Genomic DNA, 18797 nt, shown 5'->3' with positions numbered 1-18797 from the left:
ATGCTAAGAAATGAGGTTATATTATGAATTATCCATTCCAAAATCCCGATCTTCCCTTGGAAGAACGGGTTAACGACCTGGTCTCAAGATTCACGCTGGAGGAGAAAATCGAGCTCATGTGCCAATACCAGGCAGAGATTCCCCGTCTTGGCGTGCAAAAATACAAACACGGCACCGAAGGTGCCCACGGCGTTGCATGGCTTGGCGAAGCGACGGTCTTTCCCCAAAATACCGGGCTTGCCTGCACCTGGAATCCCGAACTGATGCGTCAGATCGGATCGGTTATCGCCGATGAGGCCCGCGTCTACTACCAGCGCGACAAGGCCGTCAACGGCCTGACAATCTGGGCGCCGACCGTCGATATGGAGCGCGATCCCCGCTGGGGACGCACCGAGGAAGCCTACGGCGAGGACCCCCATCTGACCGGCGAGCTGTCCACCGGACTCGTTCAAGGCATGCAAGGCGACCATCCTTTCTACTACAAAACGGTCGCGACCCTTAAGCATTTCTACGGCAACAACAACGAGGTTGACCGCGGCTGCGCTTCGGTAAGCATCGACCCGCGCAACAAGCGGGAGTACTATTTGAAGGCCTTCGAGCCGGCTTTCCGTAAAGGCGGCGCCAAGTCGATGATGACCGCTTATAACGGCATTAACGGTACGCCGTGCAATCTGAACGATGAGGTAAACCGGATCGTCAAACAGGAATGGGGCATGGACGGATTTGTCGTCGGCGATGCCGGGGACGTGCTCGGCACCGTCATGGACCATCATTACGTCGATTCCTACGCCGAGGCTGTAGCCCGTTCCGTAAAGGCCGGAATCGACAGCATTACCGATGACCAGGAGATCTCCTTCCGCGCCCTCCGCGATGCGCTGGAGCAGGGCCTGCTTACAGAGCAGGATCTCGATCACGCGCTCCGCAACACGTTTCGCGTGCGCTTCCGCCTCGGCGAATTCGATCCGGAGGACCGCAATCCATACAGCCATGTCCCGGAATCGAAGCTGTGCGCACCCGAGCATGCCGAGCTGTCCTTACGGGCAGCTCGTGAATCCGTAGTCCTGTTGAAGAACGACGGCCTGCTGCCGCTGAACAACAATATGCCGTCGGCAGCGGTGATCGGCCCGCTTGCGGATGAAGCCTTTACCGACTGGTACAGCGGCACGCCGCCATACCGGATCACGCCGCTCCAAGGCATTACGGAGAAAATGAACGGCCTCAAGGTGAACTTCCATACCGGGCTGGATCAAGTGCGCCTGCGCAGCGCGGCCAGCGGTCAGTACGTGACGTTGGCGGATGATAACAGGCTTCTCTTCGGAACGAACGAGTCTTCGGAGGCTGCCCTCTTTGAACGCAACGATTGGGGTTGGGGATCCGTTACGCTCCGCCTTGTGAGCAGCGGCAAATTCGTGACGGAGACCGAGAACGGTCTTCAGGCGATCGCTGACGAAGCCCGCGGCTGGTTCGTGAAGGAAGCCTTTGGTCTCGAGACGCTTCCGGACGGTACAACGGTCATGACTTCATGGGAAGGCAAGCCGGTCATTCTGGATGAACAAGGCCGGTTAACCATCGGTGCTGACGGTGCAGAGGCCGCACCGTTTATGGTGGAGACCGTTCAGGATGGCATCGAAGCAGCGGCTGCCGCGGCGAAAGCGGCCGAAACGGCCATCGTTTTTGTGGGCAACAGCCCGTTCATTAACGGCAAGGAAACCATCGACCGTCCTGACATCGTGCTCCCGCCATCCCAGCAGCAGCTGATTCAAGCAGTACATGCAGCGAATCCAAACACGGTTGTTGTCATTGTGGGCAGCTATCCATTCACCGTGAACTGGGAGCAGGAGCACGTGCCTTCCATCGTCTTCACGTCGCATGCCGGCCAGGAGCTCGGCCGTGCCGTAGCGGATGTCCTATACGGAGACTACAATCCGGGCGGCCGATTGAACATGACCTGGTATAAATCCGTTGATCAGCTTCCGGACCTGATGGACTACGATATCATTAAAGGGAAGCGTACGTATCAATATTTTGACGGGGATGTGCTTTACCCGTTCGGACATGGTCTTAGCTATACCCGCTTCGCTTACGGCCGGCTGTCCATCAGCGAACCCGTTATGAAAGCGGACGGTCAGGTTACGGTCTCCGTTCAGGTGCGCAATGAAGGCGATCGCGCCGGCGACGAGGTCGTCCAGTTGTACGTCAGCGCGAACAACTCCCGCGTCGTGCGTCCGCTCAAAACGTTAAAGGGCTTCCGCCGGATTCACCTGGACCCGGGCGCCTCGGAAACGGTAAGCTTCGAGCTAGCCGCGGAGGAGCTGGCGTTCTGGGACGTCACGCGCGAGCGTTACTGCATCGAGAGCGGTGAATACTGCGTTATGGTCGGACCTTCCTCTTCACAGGCTGCCGAAACGGCTATCCTGCAAGTGGAAGGAGAAGTCATTCCGCCGCGTTCCTTATCCGGGCGTGTCCGTGCCGTCAATTACGACGATTACAGCGGGGTGTTCATCGACGAATGCCGCGAAGGCGGCGAAAGCATCCGTGTCGCCACGGAAAGCGGATGGATCGCCTTCCATGACGTTGAGTTCAGCGAACCTGTCTCTACGTTCGAGGCCAGAGTGTCCGGCCATATCCGGGGCGGCGAGTTAGTTCTCGCAACAGGCAGCCCAGATGGCCCGATCATCGGAAGCTGCAAGGTGATCCCGACCGGCGGACGCCAAGCCTGGACGACCGTCAAGGCGTCCGTAGAGGCCATATGCGGACGGCATGATGTGTTCCTTATCTTAAAAGGCGAAGTTCAAGTAAGCTGGCTGCGGATGGTTTAATCGGCGAAACTGCTTATATTTTCGGCAATGCCTTCTCCCTATCAATTCCGAGAACATCTGCCCCTCTTTTTTAGAGCGGGACAGATGTTCTTTTGCTATCTTAGAGTCATAGCTTTAACGGATTGTTCTACCATACTTGGGGCTGTTTCGGAAAATGAACCTTTTCCAAGGGTCATTTGTTTATATAGCATAACGCGAAGAAAGGAGTGCCGTAATTGACCGAACGTGAGCTGTTTGATTCGTACAACAAGGAAGTGTACCGGACTTGTTATTACATGCTCCGAAACGCGCAGGATGCGGAGGATGTATGCCATGACGTATTCGTCACCGTATTTCGGCAGGACTGGAAGCGTATCGAGAATATCCGGGCATGGATTATGCGCATCACGATGAATCACTGCCTGAATCTGCTTAGGAAAAACCAGACGAAACGCGAGAAGCAGCCCCAGGTTCAGTGGCTCCATGAACACAAGGCCGCATCGATCAAATCGGTCGACGCTGTCGTGCTCGAGAGAGAGACCTCGGCCGAATGGGAGAAACTGCTGAAGCAGCTTCCCGATAAGCTGCTTGCGGTGGTAACCCTCCGCTTTATCGGCGAGCTGTCGGTGGCGGAAATCGCCGATACCTTGCATATTCCGCAAGGAACCGTGAAGTCAAGGCTCCATAAAGCATTGAAGCTGATGCGCAAGAAGCTGGAACAAAATCATTCCGTATGGTTGAAGGGAGAGGAACGACTTGGAACGTCTTGAGAATCAAATGAAAGACCAAATGAAACACTCGAACACGGTGCCTTATCCGGATTTCGACCGGATGTGGAGCAGCATCCAGCAGGGCGAGCTGCGGACAGCCGCCGGAGGAGAATTAGCAGCCCCCCGTTCGCGCAGCCGAAAGCGGACCGCAATTGCAGTCTCGTTGTCTGTCGCCCTTATGGCAACGCCCGTATACGCAGCAGTGACCTATGATTGGTCCAATCTTCTGTCCTTCAGAGCCGGTATTGAGACTGCCCTGGAGCAGGGGCTCGGCCAAACGATCGAGCAATCGGTCACCCGGGACGGCATCACGTTGACGCTGCATACCGCCTTTACGGATGAGAACCGGACCTTTCTTTTATACAGTCTCGATCCTGGAGCGTCCGCGAAAGGGAAATCTGTCAGCTTCGAAAACATCGGGCTTAAAGATGCCAACGGCAAGCTGATTAAAGGCCGCTACTATCACCAATGGAATGAGGAGCTTCAGGTCTTCCAGGGATATTTCGAAACCGATTGGGTGCTGAATGAGCGCCAAGCCGAGATGGAGTTTGTCGTGGAAAACATCCGCTTTATCGGAGACGGCAGCCAAACGATCGCTTTCCGCCCCGACCATCCGGAGACGCAAACATTCGAGATCCAGAAGGACGGGATCGGCACGGTTACGCTGCAATCCTTCGATCAGCCCGGAGACAAGGTTCTGCTGAATTCCGTCATTACCTTTACCGATCCGGCCGTTCAGTCTAACAGCTGGGTTCGGATCGAAGCAACGGATAAGGAAGGGGCAGGCATAAAGGAGACGGAAACTCCGGTATTCGGCGCACCAGGTGCATCCGGCAACTATACGAGCCAACAGGTGTTTTCCGCAGCCTCCTTAAGCGCCGAAGGAACGACGTTCCAGCTCAAATATGATCGCACGATCGGAAGGGCCGATGGAACTTGGAGCCTGGGCACCTCCCTTTCGAAGAAGCAGCTGGAGGACAGCTCGTTTAAGGAAGAGTTGAATATTCCATTCACCGAGGTACCAGGGGGAACGAAAATCACAGAAATGATCGTCACGCCAACTCAGGTTCGGCTCGTCTTGACCCATGAAGAGAAATTTACAAGGGCCCACTATATGAACTACAAGCTGGATGTGGGCGGCAAACTTCTCAATGGCAACGTGTGGACTGTGCCGAATCAATCAAACAAAACGGAGCTTCGGTTCGAAATGGCCGGCCTTACGCCTGAAAGCTTGGCCCAACAACCATTAACGCTGATTGCTAACCATCGGGTCGATGAGCACAAGGGCGATGATAATCCGGTGGTCCGGCTAACCGGGATCTCCACAGAGCGGCAAACGGTAAGCTCCAGCATTGGGGGTTATCCGGTCACCTGGACCTACTACATGAAGGACGGCAATCTGTACGTAGAATCCAGCAGCACGGATTCTGCGTTCGGCGGAGTGAATCAAACCTATTATCTGGACGGCAAGGATCGGGAATACGGAAGACCTGCCATCCTCGGGGTATTCGGAGACGGAAATAATCAGCATATGGACGTTTATGAGAACTATACCGGAACCGAGCAAGAGCTGTATATCTATAACTATACGACCACCCAGCCTGATGACGAGCTTCGCGTTCCAATTAGACAGGGAAAATAAGTCATGATGACACCACCGGTGCGTTGCTTAGCGTCCACGCTGGTACGACAAGCCATTAACGCACGTCGCAGCCAATTCGTGTGCAGCCAACCATTTAGCAGCTGAGCGAAGCCCACAATCCGGCCGCTCCCTCATTTTTCACGGCTGACAGCCTAAGCGGGCTCTCTCGCCCACAAAAACAGCAGCCCTTCCGGCAGAATCTCTGCCCAGGAGGGGCTGCTGTTTTTTCACTGCCGATAATCCGGTTCTGTCGGAGGGGTTCTCCGAGCTGGCACAGTCATGCCGCTGATAATTATCCCTTAAACTGCCTTAGATAGGGTATCGTCAGCCAAGGCCCACAGCTCTAAGATCCACTGGAAATTACTAGAGTTGCTTGGTCCAAACTTTTTTCGGATGGACGTCACAATTCCATGGACCCGGTTGTCATAAGGGTGAACACAAAATAAAACAACCGCAAAGGAGACCCTCCCATGACCCTTAGAATGAATCACAGATCCGTCAATCCAAATGCCTTTAAGTCGCTGCTCGCCTTAGAGCAGTCCGCCAAAAACAGCGGCCTTGACCACAAGCTGTACGAACTGATCAAGCTTCGGGCATCCCAAGTCAACGGCTGCTCGTATTGCGTCGATATGCACGCCAAGGACTTGCTGTCCATGGGGGAAAGCACCGATCGGCTGCTTCTCCTCCCAATGTGGCGGGAAGTACCGATCTATTCCGAGGCTGAGCGCGCCGTTCTGGAGCTGACCGAATGCGTGACGAAGCTCCATGAGGCCGGCGTTCCCGATGACGTCTATGCGCGCGTGCGGGAGCATTTCGACGAGAAGGAATACGTCGATCTTATCCTGGCCATCAGCACGATCAATGCCTGGAACCGGATCGGCGTGTCTACAGGTATGTTCCCCGGCTGCTTTGATTAAATCGGAGCAGTTTATCGGGATTTACCATAAGAAAGATCCGTTTGATGCGGGAGCCGTCAGGCTCCCACTCTACGGTCAGCACCAGCGTAACCCGGCCGTTCTGTTTCAGCTGAAGCCCGGGCTCCCCATTCACCGCAACCGGCTCAAAGCCTTCACGAAATCTACCCTTTGCCGAAAGCCCCTCGAAAAAGGCGCGTACCCGATCGACCCCCAGAATGGGCTTAAGCGCAGCTCTTGCCTTGCCCCCTCCATCCGAGATGAGCGTTACCTCATCCGTCAAAAATGCCAGCAGAGGTTTAAAATTGCCCTCATCGGAAGCTTTCAAGAATGCCTCGACAAAACGCTCCTGCGCTTCTATCCGGTGCTGCCGCGTGTCCGTATTCCATGAGATTCGGCCAATCTTCTGCTTGGCCCTGCTGAAGATTTTCCGGCAGCCGGGCTCCGTCTTGCCAAGCATCTCCGCCAGATCCTTGTATTCCAGCCCTAGCGTTTCCTTGCATACGTACACTGCACGTTCCAGCGGCGTCAGCTGCTGAAGGAGCACCAGGTAAGCATAGCCTATATTTTCACGGCGCTCGGCGGGATCAGCCGGCATCACCGGCCCGTCAATCGGCAGCGGCTCCGGGAGCCAGGGCCCTGTATAAGTCTCGCGCTGACGGCGGGACGAGCGCAGGAGATTGATGCAGCGGTTCGTGGTCATTTTCGCCAAGTACGCCTTTACATTCGATACCTCACCTTGGTCCATCGCAACAAATTGGGAAAAGACGTCCTGTACAATATCCTCCGCATCGGCGGCACTTCCCAGCATTCGGTATGCGAGGCTGAACAGAAGCGGTCGATAGGCGGTATAAATTTGTTCCAGCAGCATAAGCTCCCTCCTCGTCACTTCTGCATTTCTCTATCCTTACCTCATAATGAAGACAATTCAGCTGCCGCATTTGTGACGTCACCTGCTGGACTGTCATGATTAGGGTGTCCCGAAACTGCGAAAATTGCGAAGCTGTGACCAGCTATCACAACTTTGGGGCCTCCCCGTCTTCAGGGGCGGCTATAAAATCTGTGCCCTTCTTCCGTGCAAGCCAACCCGTGTGACGCTTTCTCCAAAACGCCGCAACGGCGACGACGGCAAGCGGATAGACGGCCGGCCATCCCAGGAATGGATAAAGAGCCACCGTCACGACAAGCGATACCCCGGAAGCCAGCCTTCCTATGCGATCGTCCCGCAGCAGCTTGAATCCGGCAAGGCAGCCGCCGACATACGTTGCTATAAATGTCGCATTGGGCAGCGCAATCAATTCGTTTAACGTTACCGCACCGCTCCCCAAGACGCACAAAGCGAGAATTCCGCCGGCTGCGATAAAACCAAGTCCGCCGACAGGCGTCCCGTATTTGCCGTTCAACGTACCCATCCACCGCGGTGCGGCCCCTTCCCGAGCCAGCGTTAACGCAATGCGGGAGGCTGCGCTTGAATACGCATTATGTGCAGCGAAGCAAATAAAGAGCGCGGCCGCGGCAACAATCCACCCGCCTGCCGGGCCAAGCGTCAGCTGCACCATGGCGCTCAGGGAAGTTGCCGAGCCCTCCTCTTGGCCGTAGCTTCGGGTTGCCACGTTCATGAATGCCACGGCAAAATATATGATCGCTACGATGCCGGCGCTCCATATCACACCGCGAAGAGCATTCCGCTTCGGGTCAACGAACTCGGCCGACAGGTGGGTCACCGCCTCCCAGCCGATAAAGCACCAGAACATTAAAGCAGCTGCCTGAAACACGCTCAGCCCGCCGTGCGGAAGAAAAGGCGTGAAATGAGCGGCGTCATAATGCGGAACCGACGTGCAGATTGCCAGCAGCAGGATGCCGAGGATTAAGGCTACGACGATCATTTGCACCCTCCCGGCTAATTTTAGCCCAAACCCGTTCATAACCAAAGGCAGGATGAATATGAGCAGGGCAAGGATATACGTCTCCATACTGCCCCACCCAAGCAAAACAGCCACGTACTGTGCTCCGGTTACCGCAAGGACCGGTCCCCCGATCGGCACCGACAATAGGAACAGCCAACCGACCAGATTGCCGTAATGGCGGCCAAAGGCCAGCCTGACAAAATGGGATACGCCGCCGGAACTCGGGTGCCTTGACGCCAACAGCCCCATTGTTACGGCCATCGGAACAACCAGGATGGACATGGCCAGCCAGGCTATGAGCGATGCAGGACCTGCCAGCTCTGCCGTTAAGCCGGGGATGAGCAGAATGCCGGACCCGATCACCGAACCGACGTATAACGCAATAATATGCGGAAGCCGAAGCACCTGGCGCAGCTCTTTTCTATCCATTTTGCACCTTCCTTTCGTTCAGTGTGTTTTGTCTCCCCAAATTATCTCCTACTCTAGCTGAGGGCTCATCGCTTTTAAAGGGTCAGTTTTCAATGATTTTTAGCGGATAGTCTTGTAGGGCAATGGCCTGCTTGAAGACTTTAGCCGCTCCAAAACCAATAAATCTATCGACAATCAGGCAAATATTCAATAAGATATGGGTTGGCAGGCATGGAACAGGCGACGCACATAGTACAAAACAAAGCTGTTTCGGGTAACGCGGAGTTGTGACGAAACTCCCAATTTAGCGGCCGTGGCCTGCGCACTCGGACGTATTAGGAAAATTTACTTATGCCTTATAAGCAAACTTGAAATATAATAGAGAAACTTAAATAAAAATTCTACTGGGGGAACATCTATGAAAAAACAGCTAAACGACCCAGCTGCATCCGGAAAACAGGATCGTTTTTCTTCAGCGGGTTTCATACTGGCGGCCATCGGAAGCTCCGTCGGACTCGGCAACATGTGGAAGTTTCCGTATATTACGGGTGAGCATGGCGGCGCCGCCTTCTTCTTGCTCTTTATCATCTGTCTCATCCTGATCGGTTTGCCGGTCCTGCTCGCTGAACTCGCCATTGGACGAGCCGGCCGCGGCAGTGCGGCCACTTCCTTCGTGAAAGCTGGAGGAGCCAAAATATTCGGCCATCTCGGATTGCTGCAGGTCATCGCTCCATTCCTGATTCTGACGTTCTATGTCATTGTGGCGGGCTGGACGCTCCATTATGCGGTCATGTCCTTTAGCGGTGCACTGTATGAGAGCACCGATTTTACCGGACAGTTCGGCTCCTTCACGGCAGGCTATATGCCGATTGTATGGCAGGTCGTTGCGATTGCACTCACCGGATGGGTTGTCGCCAAAGGCGTCTCCGGCGGAATTGAGAAATTCAATAAAATTCTGATTCCGGGTCTCGTCATCCTGCTGATCGTATTGATGATACGGGCGGTCACGCTTCCTGGATCCGGCGCGGGGGTATCCTTCTTCCTGAACCCGGACTTCTCGAAGCTGAGTGCAGAGGCTGCACTGGTCGCTCTCGGCCATGCCTTTTTCTCCTTGTCGCTTGGAATGGGGATATTGCTGACTTATGGGGCCTATGTGGACAAGCGGCAGTCGCTTGGACAAGCTACCCTTGCCATTGGCGCCGGGGACCTGATCTATGCGTTTATCGCCGGCCTGATTATTTTTCCAACGACCGCGTCCTTCGGAATCGCACCGGATGCCGGTCCGTCGCTCGTATTTATCGCACTGCCGGCTGCCTTCTCGGCAATGCCGCTCGGCGCATTCTTCGGCGGATTGTTCTTCATCCTTCTTGCTATCGCCGCATTGACCTCGGCCGTCTCCTTGCTCGAGGTGCCCGTGTCGTATGTCATGGACCGCTGGCATTGGGGGCGGACGAAAGCCGTTGCTATCGTAGGCTCGCTGGTGCTGCTGCTGGGCCTTCCATCCGCATTGTCCTTCGGGATCGTACCCGGCCTTGAAGACATCGGCGGCAAAAATTTCTTTGACTGGCTTGATTTCATTACGTCCAATATCCTGCTTCCGGTAGGCGGCTTGATTACAACCTTGTTTGCAGGCTACTTCTGGAAAAAAGCAGCCGATGCCGCCGGCCTCAAAGCAAGATGGTTCCGCGTGTGGCTGTTCATGCTCAGATACATTGCACCGATTCTGGTTGTCCTCGTTCTGCTGCATACGACAGGCGTAATTAAAGTCTAATAAGAAGACTTAAAGCAAGACAACTTAAGGCAACCTGACCCGTCACCGGGGTTAGGTTGCCTTTTTCATGGATTGGGACTAAGCAAGAATTTCCGCGCTATTGCTACGCTCGACAAGCTGAGCATACGAAACCAAGCGCCTTGCCACTCAAAACATGCATGATCGATGATTTTAATGCTCATATATAAGGCCGAAACGGTTGCGGAGTTCCAGCAGTTATTCGATGGGCCGATATCGCCTATTTTGTATGACGAATAGAAACGGACACCCCAAAGGGTGCCCGTTGTTCGTTATTCGCCAGTCTTATTATTACGTCCCCGTGGTCATCGCCAACGCTCCCCTGCATGAGCAGGATTGCTTGAATTCCCCAATTCCAATTCTGCTTATTGCCGTTTGCTCAGCAGGTTCAAGATCGCCTGAGCGCTCTCCGCCCGGGTCGTTGCATCCTTCGGTGCGAAGCTGCCGTCCGTGCGGCCCTTCATCAGGCCGTGCGCCAGCGCCTCTTCCACCATCTCTGCTGCCCACGCCGAGATTTGCTCCTGATCCTTAGGAGCCGGCGCTTTAGGAGCTGTTCCGTTCGCTTCGTAAGCACGCAGGAGCATGGCCGCCATTTCTTGACGGGTCACCGCCGCGTGAGGCGCAAACATCCCGCTGCCCTTGCCATTCACCAGTCCATGCTGGCTCGCGGCGGCGACGGCGGAAGCATACCACGCCGAGCTGTCGACGTCACGGAAGACAGCCTCGGTTTGATCGGCTTCCAAATGCAATGCACGTACGAGCATAGCCGCGAATTCCGCCCGTGTCAGCTGCTGCTGCGGGCTGAATGTCGATTCGCTGGTGCCGTTCACGATATGCTTGGCCGCCAGCTCCTTAACCGCCTGCTCCGCCCAGTGGCCGGCAAGGTCGGCAAACGACTTATCGTACTCCCAAGCGGCAAATATGCCAGGTTGATTAAGCTGCGCGGTCAAATAGCCATCACCCGACTTGCCGCCGATATACGTCAAACCTCCATCGGTTGCAATACGGTAGATTCCTGCCCACTTGGCATTGATCCCCGCTTCCAGGGCCGACCCGAACGTAATCGGCGAAGCGAACGCTTCCGGCTTGTATTCCGTGCCGTCGGACAGCTTAACGGCAAGCTGAACGTCGTACATCTTGCCGCCGCGCTTGATCTTGGCCTTCACGGACGATGCCGCCTTAGTCGTCATTGCATCCGCGTTCTGCTGCGCGATCTCCTCCAGCGTGAAGGAGATCACGGCATTCTTCCCCTGGCCTGCCGGTACCAGCTTCTGCAGCGAACTTAGCAGTGAGGCAGGAAGTCGTACCACCAAGCCTTCCCGTTTGAGCTCCAGTGCCTTCGTGCCCAGCAAATCGCCTGCCTGAAGCGGCAGCAGGATCTCCTTGTCCCCTGCTTGCAGTCCGATCGTTACGCTGCCCTGTCCGCTCTTCAGCATGTCCTCGGTAAGGATTCGCTGACCGGTCTCCGGTTGCTGCGGCTTCGCCGGATTCGTCGGCGGAGCAATGCCACCGGCACCTCCATCTCCGTTGCCTGAACCGCCGCCGGAGCCTGCGCCAGGGCTGCCGCCGTCGTTGCCTCCTGGGTTCGTGCCAGGGTTCATCTTAATAACGACCGCGGTCAACGGCTCCAGCGCAATGGAGCCGGATGTCAGCGTGAAGCCCGACTTCGTTGTGACCCCGCTCGTGCCGGCTTCATCGTCGTCCACGAGCACTTGCCCGGAGGTCAAGTCCTCGCTCAGCGTCAGCGAACGCTCCCGATTGTCGGCATTCACGAACACATAATAGGATCCGGTGCCGTCCGTTGCCTTATTTTTGTACGCGATCACCAAGTCCTGCGCCTTTACTTCCGGAATCTGCAGCAGCGTCACATTGGAATCCACCAAGCCGCGATCGCCGAGCCGGAATGCGTCGGTTGATTTCCGAAGCTCAATCAGGCCTGTGGTATACTCCCGCGTCTTGTTGTTCTCCGGAAACTGGACTTCATCCGTCGCCTTCGCCCAGTCGAACATATTGATCGCATCCGAGGAATCGTAGGAGTCATGAATAAAATAGCCGAAGCTCTTGCCGTTCTCATCAAACAATTCGTGATATTTCTGCTCCGGAACCCCCTGCCCCTTCCATTGCTTGGTGCGGCCGTATTCCTGCCCGGCATGGAGGAACGCCGTTCCCTGGGATGTTAACGTGATCAGGTTGCCAAGCCGGATCCGCTTATGGATCTCCAGATCATTCGACGGATCGGAAGGATCCTTCCTGATAGACTGCGCGATGATGTCATATAACGGCAGATTATCATGAGCTTCGATATACTGCACGATATCGCCCGGATCGTCTTCTTTCGTATTGCTTGGCTGTGCCTTGATATTTTTAAAAATCGTCTGAATGTCGCGTGCCCCGCCGGTAATGAATCTAGGCTCCCCTTCATGGCCGAAGCCCGATTTCAGCTCATTGCGGAACTCATCGGAAAATACGCCGACATCATCCGTTTTATCCATCCAGTTCTGGTCTGCGCCTTTGCCTGCCAGAGATGGATCGGATAAATGCCCGCCGAATGTCACCCAGCCTTCGCCGATGAACAGCGCGTTCGGATTGATTGCAGCTGCAGCGTCATACGCATTCTGGACAGCCTCATATGTGGCATCACCCATCATGTCCCAGCGCATGCCGTCGATTTTGTATTCCTTAAACCAGTATTTCACCGAATCCACCATCAGCTTCTCGGCCATTTTGCGGTTGGTGGCCAGGTTATTGCCGAACCCGCCGATGAAATTGCCGTTGGCATCCTGGAAGGCATAATAATTCGGCACGATATCGTTCAGGAAATCGGCCTTGGCCATATGCGTGTACACGACGTCGAGAACGACGCCCATGTCCGCTTCATGGATCGCATGAATCATCGCTTTCAGCTCTTTGATCCGAAGCTCCGGATCGGCCGGATTCTCCGAGTAAGCGCCGTCCGGCGAGAAATAGCTGTGCGGGTCATAGCCCCAGTTGTATTCGTTGTCCTTCGCGGAGTATTCCAGCTCCCGGTTCTTCATGGCGGCCTCGTCGCCGTAATACCATGCCATGACGGGCAGAAGCTGAACATGCGTCACGCCGAGGGATTTAATGTACTCAAGCTTCTCTTTGAAGGCATCATAGGATCCCCATGTCGCATGGTTCAGATCGTGCTCGATCGAAGGATCGGACGTGAAATCCCGGACATGGATTTCCCAAATAATCGCATCTTCGCGCTGCTGATACCCCGGGATATTCGCGAAGTCGAAGCCGGCCGGGTCTGTCCCGCTCAAGTCCACTATCGCAGCCTTGCCGACGGTGTCGCCGTCCGGTCCTGCTTCGCCCTTCGTGTTGACCCGAAACTCCGCCATCGATTTGGCGTAAGGATCCAGCACCTTCTTCGTAACGCTTTGGTTGGTCACTTCATACTGGTAGTAATAGCCTCTAAAGTCGGCAATCCCGAGGTCTCCCGGCTTCAGCTCCACCGACCATACGCCGCGATCGCCCTTATGCAGCGGGACGTTTCCAATCAACTTTGTCGCGTCGCCTTTATCGTACACATTCACCGTCACATTGTCTGCCGTCGGCGCCCACAGCTTCAGTACAGCACCTCCGCCTTGATAGGTCGCGCCGAGATCATCGCCGTCGTAGGCGTACATCTCGTCCAGCATGCGCCAGCCGGTGGAGGCCGATACGGTCTTCCCGGCATAGGTGACCTGAAGCGGGACCTGGTCCAGCGTAAAATCAGCCTCTACTTCCACCGTCGTGCCATCAAGGATGCTCACCTTGCCGACATTGACCGTGCTGCCGTCTTTGTCGCGGATCTGCAGCTCGGTTTGGACAGCGCCGGCTTCCAGCCCGTCCGTCATTGTAAAGCCAAGACGCAGCTTGCCTGGAGCCAGCACTTCGGCCGAGACCAGCCCGGTTGCAACCTCTCCGTAAGGAGATACATACACCGTATTGTCTCCCTCTTTCAAGAACAGATGCTGGTAACGGTCGACTAAAGCAAAGCCGCGATCGCCTCCGTCCTTGCCTGCATCCCCCTTCGACGGATCCAGCACGATCAAGTTAATCTTCTGCGCATCGGCCTTCATCGGAATGTCGACGTAAGCCCCGTAACGGTCTGTCTGACCCGCAGGGAACATGGTTGCGCCGGTAGGCCAGTTCTCCGAAGGCGCGGCCACATCTCCCCACAGCCATAGGCCGTATGAAGAATAGTTACCGTCCTGTCTTTGATAATGAACCCGTACGGTGTCCGCCGGCAGATCCACCGGTCCGAAGAGGTATACCGTATCGGAGCCTTCCTTGAGCCATACCTCGTTCATCTCCGGAGACGTAACGGCGAAGTTTTTGTCGCCGCCGTCCTTGTTGCCGCTGACCCGGTCAACGACCACGATGCCGGCCTTCTTGGCGTCCGCTTTCAGCGGAATGTCCACGAAGGCGCCGTATTCGTCGACTTGCCCGTCAGGAAATGGTGTCGCACCTGCCGGCCAATTTGCAGACGGTGACGCGACATCGCCAAAAATCCACAGCCCCATATTGCGGTAATTGCCGTCCATCCGTTGGTAATGAACCCGAACATGATCGACCGGGATCGGATCCGCCGGGTTGGCCGGCTGCTGCGGAATTTGATAGGTTGCGGATACACTGTGATCCAGCGCGTTGTAAGCAAAGGTGACCGCAGCGTCCTCTGGCAGCTTGAGCGTTTCTTTGCTTGCCGGATAGACCTCGGCGGCTGAATCCGCCCCGAGCGCGATCTGGTATTCATGATCGCCGCCGTAAACGTCTGCCGTCACGGTATAAACATCGTCATAATCCGTATCCTGCAGCAAGAGCCGCGCATCTGAAGCAGACCAATCGGCGGCTTCACCAATGCCGGTCTGGAAGCTGCCAATGACCCGCGGAAGCTTGTCCGCGGCAAGCGGCTTGTAATATGTAGAATCGGCAATCCGATGTGTACCGTGATGATAGTAGAAGGTTACCTCGGTCTCCTTATCGAGTGTAATCTCAATGTTATCGTCCTTCTTGACACCATTGCGGTTCGAGTAATTGTCGAATCCGTAGCTTTCGTTCCAATCGCCATTAATCGCGATTTTGTACTCATACGTTCCTGCCGGCAGTACCCCTGTCAGACGGTATTCGCCGTCAGCGGTAGCGGTCATTTCGGTAACCGTTGCCGCAGGGTCCCAATCCTTGTCATGGCCCAGCTTGGTTTGCAGGCTGCCGACGAGGACAACCTTGCTTGGCGCCTGGTTCGCATGTACCGTTGCAGGAGAGATGCCTAGCATGGACAGCACCAAGGATAGAATCACCAGGATGGACCATGCTCGCTTCATTGCCGGATTCATTACGGCCCTACTCATCATCAAAAGCCTCCTTTTTTCGTTAAATGTACAATACTGATTGAGTGCTATCGTTTGCGCAAACGCTTGCATAAATGGGTAAGGGCTTTCAATTCTTCGAAACTGACGACATTCCCCGACAAAGTCTGGTGAAAGATGCTGAACCTTCAGATGCGTTGTCATAGGCTAATTAACCGAAAGCGATTACAATGTAAACGTTTGCATTCTCTATTGTAGTATCGCTCCAAGTTAACGTCAACCACCCTTTTTCCTTCATTTCTCCCTTCTCTTGACTTCATCAACAAAATGTGAGGAGTGCTGGTTTCGTTGGCAGCCTATAACACTTCATAAAAAAGGGAGATCCCGCGACGATAGCGGACCTCTCCCTTCAATTTCCCGTTCCATTCCAGTGTTTAGCCGCTACACCATTTCTGCCGTATTCCAGCGTTTCATGATTTCTCGGTTACCTTATGTCCGAAATCCTACTTTCCGCTTCACCGTCCAGAGCGTACTCTCTTGGAAAATCGCCAAAAATCGCTACAAGCCCTCACCGGCATATCGAATCATCAGCTCATAGTCCCCCGACAGAAGCTCCAATTCCAGCCGCGTTCCGTAAAGCCGGCACCCCGCGATCCCCGGAACGTCCCGAAGGACGGCCCCATCCTCCCAGACCGGCTCATCCCGGTCCGCTATGCTTGCTATGGGACGATCAGGCCGCGAATCAAGGACAACAAGCCCCTTCATCGTGCAGGGCAGTGTAACTCGCAGCCGAATCCCGCCGCGCAGAACCCGCTCCCAGCGCACATTGATGCTTCCCCTCACAGTTGGCACCGCAGCCTCGGCGAACTCAAGCTCATCCGGGAAAAAGGGACGGATTCGAGCCTCCGCAAATCCCGGCTTGCCGCTCTGGATACCGCATATATATTCTTGCAGCAGTCTGGCGGGATACCCGTTCCACGCATGGCAGTGGGACTCGATGTCGTCCCAGCCCTCCCACAGCGTCTCTGCGCCTTGGGCAATCATATACCCCCAACCTGGGTAATCGGATTTACTAAGCAGCTGATAAGCCAATTCAGACCGTCCTTCCTCAAACAACAAGCGCACCAGCGGCAGCGAAAGCACGGTTCTGCTCTCCCATGGCATACCCGCAACGGCTTCCACCGCAGCTTCCCGGTCCTCCTCCGGCAGCAGTCCGGCATAGATCGCCAACGCATTCACGCCTTGGTGGAAGGCCTGCGAGCCGGAGCTGTCGCGAAGCAGCTTTCGGAACGGATCGTATAGGAAAGTCAGGATACCTGAGCGCAATGCCGCAGCCTGTCGTTCATACATTTCCTGGTCCTCCGCCTTGCCCAGCACATCCGCCGCTTCCGCCGCAATCCGGAGCGCCTGCCAAGCTTTAATCTGCTGCACCGTCAGGAACTCGCCCTCATGCTCAACCGTTGGATATGGCCAATCGCTGATATGCCAGCCATCTCCGACCGGTATTAAGCGGGTCTCCGGCGACGCCCCGGAGATGTAGGCGTCAATCATTTGCCGCATCGGCCCGTAATGGCGGAGAAGCAGCTGCCGATCCCCGGTAAAACGGTACAGCTTCCAGAGCAGCGTCGCATAATGCAAATCCCACTCCGGAATACGAAGATTGAAGTCCGGATGCAAGTAGTTCGACGGGAACACGAACGGAAAGGTGCCATCCGGAAGCTGCCCGTCCGCGAAATCCCCCAGCGTTTTGTCCAGCACCGGAACCGCTTCGAAATTATACAGCAAGGCCTCGGCCTGCAGATCGGTATCGGCCAAATACTGCGCCTGCTCGCGATGCGGGCAGTCCACGACCTGGCCCAGCACGTTGTTGCGCTGGGTTTGCATGCAAACGTCATACAGCTTGTTGATGAAAGCGGAGGAACAGCGGAAATGTCCCGTTCGCTCCATGTCTGTTCCCGCTGCGCAGATGGTCAGCTGCCCCTTCTCCAGAGGAGCTGGATATCCGCTCACCTCGACATAGCGAAAGGCCTTGTAGCTGAAATCCGGCTGCCAGCACTCGGGACCTCCCCGGCCGTGCATCGTATAACGGTCGAAATAGCTATGCGAGATTTCATTGCAGACCTGATGCGGCACCCGGCCGTCCGGGTCCAGCGATTCGGCGTAACGCAGCTGCACCGTCACCCCGGCCTTGCCGGGAAGCGTGATCCGCGGCCAACCGGAGACGATTTTCCCCGCATCGAACACCTGAACCCAGCCTTCTGCCCCCTTCCTCGGCTGCCCCGCGGTGGTCGGCTGGATTAGCTCCAGCTCCGCGCCTTCCGGAAGCCGCTGCCACATCAGCGGCCACGCTCGGCAATCCGGGCTGGCCGCCACGGCAGGATCGCATAATGAATCGTCGTAAGCCGGAGTAAGCCACCTCGGATCCAGCTGGCCCCCGTCGTAATCCTCCACGGCGGACAGACGGCGGTTCTGTTGATAAGAAGTCCCGATCCGATGCGGGATGCGCCGAAGCGTCCGCCAGCTCCGATCGGAGGCGACGAGCGACTCGCTGCCGTCCGCATGCTCCGCATGAAGCTGCAGCAGAAGTCCCGGGGAGCCGTCGACATAGTTCTGGCCGCTGCCCCCCAGATAATGGACGCATGCCCCGATACAATTGGCGCCATGGGACAACAAGGAGGTGACGTCATACGCCAGGTAAAACTTGCGGCGGGGAACTCCCGTCGGCGCAGGCGACCCGAAGCCGCTTACCCGCTGCCCATTTACATACAACTGCACAATATGATGAGCCGAGACGAATAATTTTGCGCGAACGACCGGTGCGCCAAGCTCGAAGGTTTTGCGGAAATAGACGAAATCATTGATCACAATGTCGCCTGCTCGCCAGATCCACTCCGCCTGCCAGTCGCCAGAGAATAGTCCCGTCTCCCACCAGGCAGGTTCCATGGCATAACGGCTCCCGTCGCAGTCCCACACCTCGGCCTGCCACCAATAGCGCCGGTTTCCGCGAAGCGCAGGTCCTTCATAAGACAGGGACAGCTCATGACCGCAGCGCTTCCCGCTATCCCATAAGACTTCCCCATCCTCGCTGCGAAGACCCGCCTTCGTTGAGGCTACCTTCACCCGGCAGGCAGTCGGCTCCTCTCCCCGCCTAGTGCCGGTCAACTGCCAGGAGAATACAGGAACCCGCTCATCCAGCCCTGGCGGCGCATTGAGCCCGTTGACCCTTGGATTTTGTATCCTAAGCATGTCGTCCA

At 55.9% G+C, this 18797-nt stretch carries 9 protein-coding genes; 5 read left to right on the top strand and 4 right to left on the bottom strand.

Annotation, left to right across the window (positions count from 1 at the left end):
- The first annotated feature begins 23 nt into the window (after nucleotides 1-23).
- From NST08_RS01730 to NST08_RS01715, 4 genes are all read left to right on the top strand, one after another.
- Nucleotides 24-2819, top strand: coding sequence for a glycoside hydrolase family 3 protein (locus NST08_RS01730; RefSeq protein ID WP_341034560.1), 2796 nt, complete (start codon nucleotides 24-26; stop codon nucleotides 2817-2819).
- A 215-nt stretch (nucleotides 2820-3034) separates the two neighbouring features.
- Nucleotides 3035-3568, top strand: coding sequence for an RNA polymerase sigma factor (locus NST08_RS01725; protein WP_210094259.1), 534 nt, complete (start codon nucleotides 3035-3037; stop codon nucleotides 3566-3568).
- Entirely contained in the window at nucleotides 3555-5210 is a 1656-nt protein-coding gene (locus tag NST08_RS01720) for a DUF4179 domain-containing protein (RefSeq protein ID WP_341034561.1), read from the top strand. The genes NST08_RS01725 and NST08_RS01720 overlap by 14 nt, the downstream gene beginning before the upstream one ends.
- A 470-nt stretch (nucleotides 5211-5680) precedes the next feature.
- The gene (locus NST08_RS01715; RefSeq protein WP_210094261.1) at nucleotides 5681-6127 is read left to right on the top strand and encodes a carboxymuconolactone decarboxylase family protein; all 447 of its coding nucleotides are present in this window, start codon (nucleotides 5681-5683) and stop codon (nucleotides 6125-6127) included.
- Here NST08_RS01715 and NST08_RS01710 read toward each other — a convergent pair.
- Nucleotides 6096-6995, bottom strand: a complete 900-nt coding sequence (locus NST08_RS01710) for a sigma-70 family RNA polymerase sigma factor (protein ID WP_213613275.1) — start codon at nucleotides 6993-6995, stop codon at nucleotides 6096-6098. The genes NST08_RS01715 and NST08_RS01710 overlap by 32 nt on opposite strands.
- A gap of 145 nt (nucleotides 6996-7140) precedes the next feature.
- Nucleotides 7141-8460, bottom strand: a complete 1320-nt coding sequence (locus NST08_RS01705) for an APC family permease (RefSeq protein WP_007130703.1) — start codon at nucleotides 8458-8460, stop codon at nucleotides 7141-7143.
- Nucleotides 8461-8857: 397 nt separating this feature from the next.
- Here NST08_RS01705 and NST08_RS01700 point away from each other — a divergent pair, with 397 nt between their 5' ends.
- On the top strand, nucleotides 8858-10210 hold the full coding sequence (locus tag NST08_RS01700; RefSeq protein WP_210094264.1) for a sodium-dependent transporter: 1353 nt from the start codon (nucleotides 8858-8860) through the stop codon (nucleotides 10208-10210).
- Nucleotides 10211-10593: 383 nt separating this feature from the next.
- On the opposite strand, the gene NST08_RS01695 is transcribed toward NST08_RS01700, so the two are convergent.
- Both NST08_RS01695 and NST08_RS01690 read right to left on the bottom strand, forming a co-directional pair.
- The gene (locus tag NST08_RS01695; RefSeq protein WP_341034562.1) at nucleotides 10594-15588 is read right to left on the bottom strand and encodes a pullulanase; all 4995 of its coding nucleotides are present in this window, start codon (nucleotides 15586-15588) and stop codon (nucleotides 10594-10596) included.
- 513 nt (nucleotides 15589-16101) lie between these two features.
- On the bottom strand, nucleotides 16102-18789 hold the full coding sequence (locus NST08_RS01690; RefSeq protein WP_341034563.1) for a family 78 glycoside hydrolase catalytic domain: 2688 nt from the start codon (nucleotides 18787-18789) through the stop codon (nucleotides 16102-16104).
- Between the last annotated feature and the right edge of the window lie 8 nt (nucleotides 18790-18797).

Source organism: Paenibacillus sp. FSL K6-1566 (assembly GCF_038050475.1).
GTDB classification, from domain to species: domain Bacteria; phylum Bacillota; class Bacilli; order Paenibacillales; family Paenibacillaceae; genus Paenibacillus_AQ; species Paenibacillus_AQ lactis.
Note: the sequence above shows the minus strand (reverse complement) of the source record. Positions and strands in the feature narration are given on the sequence as shown.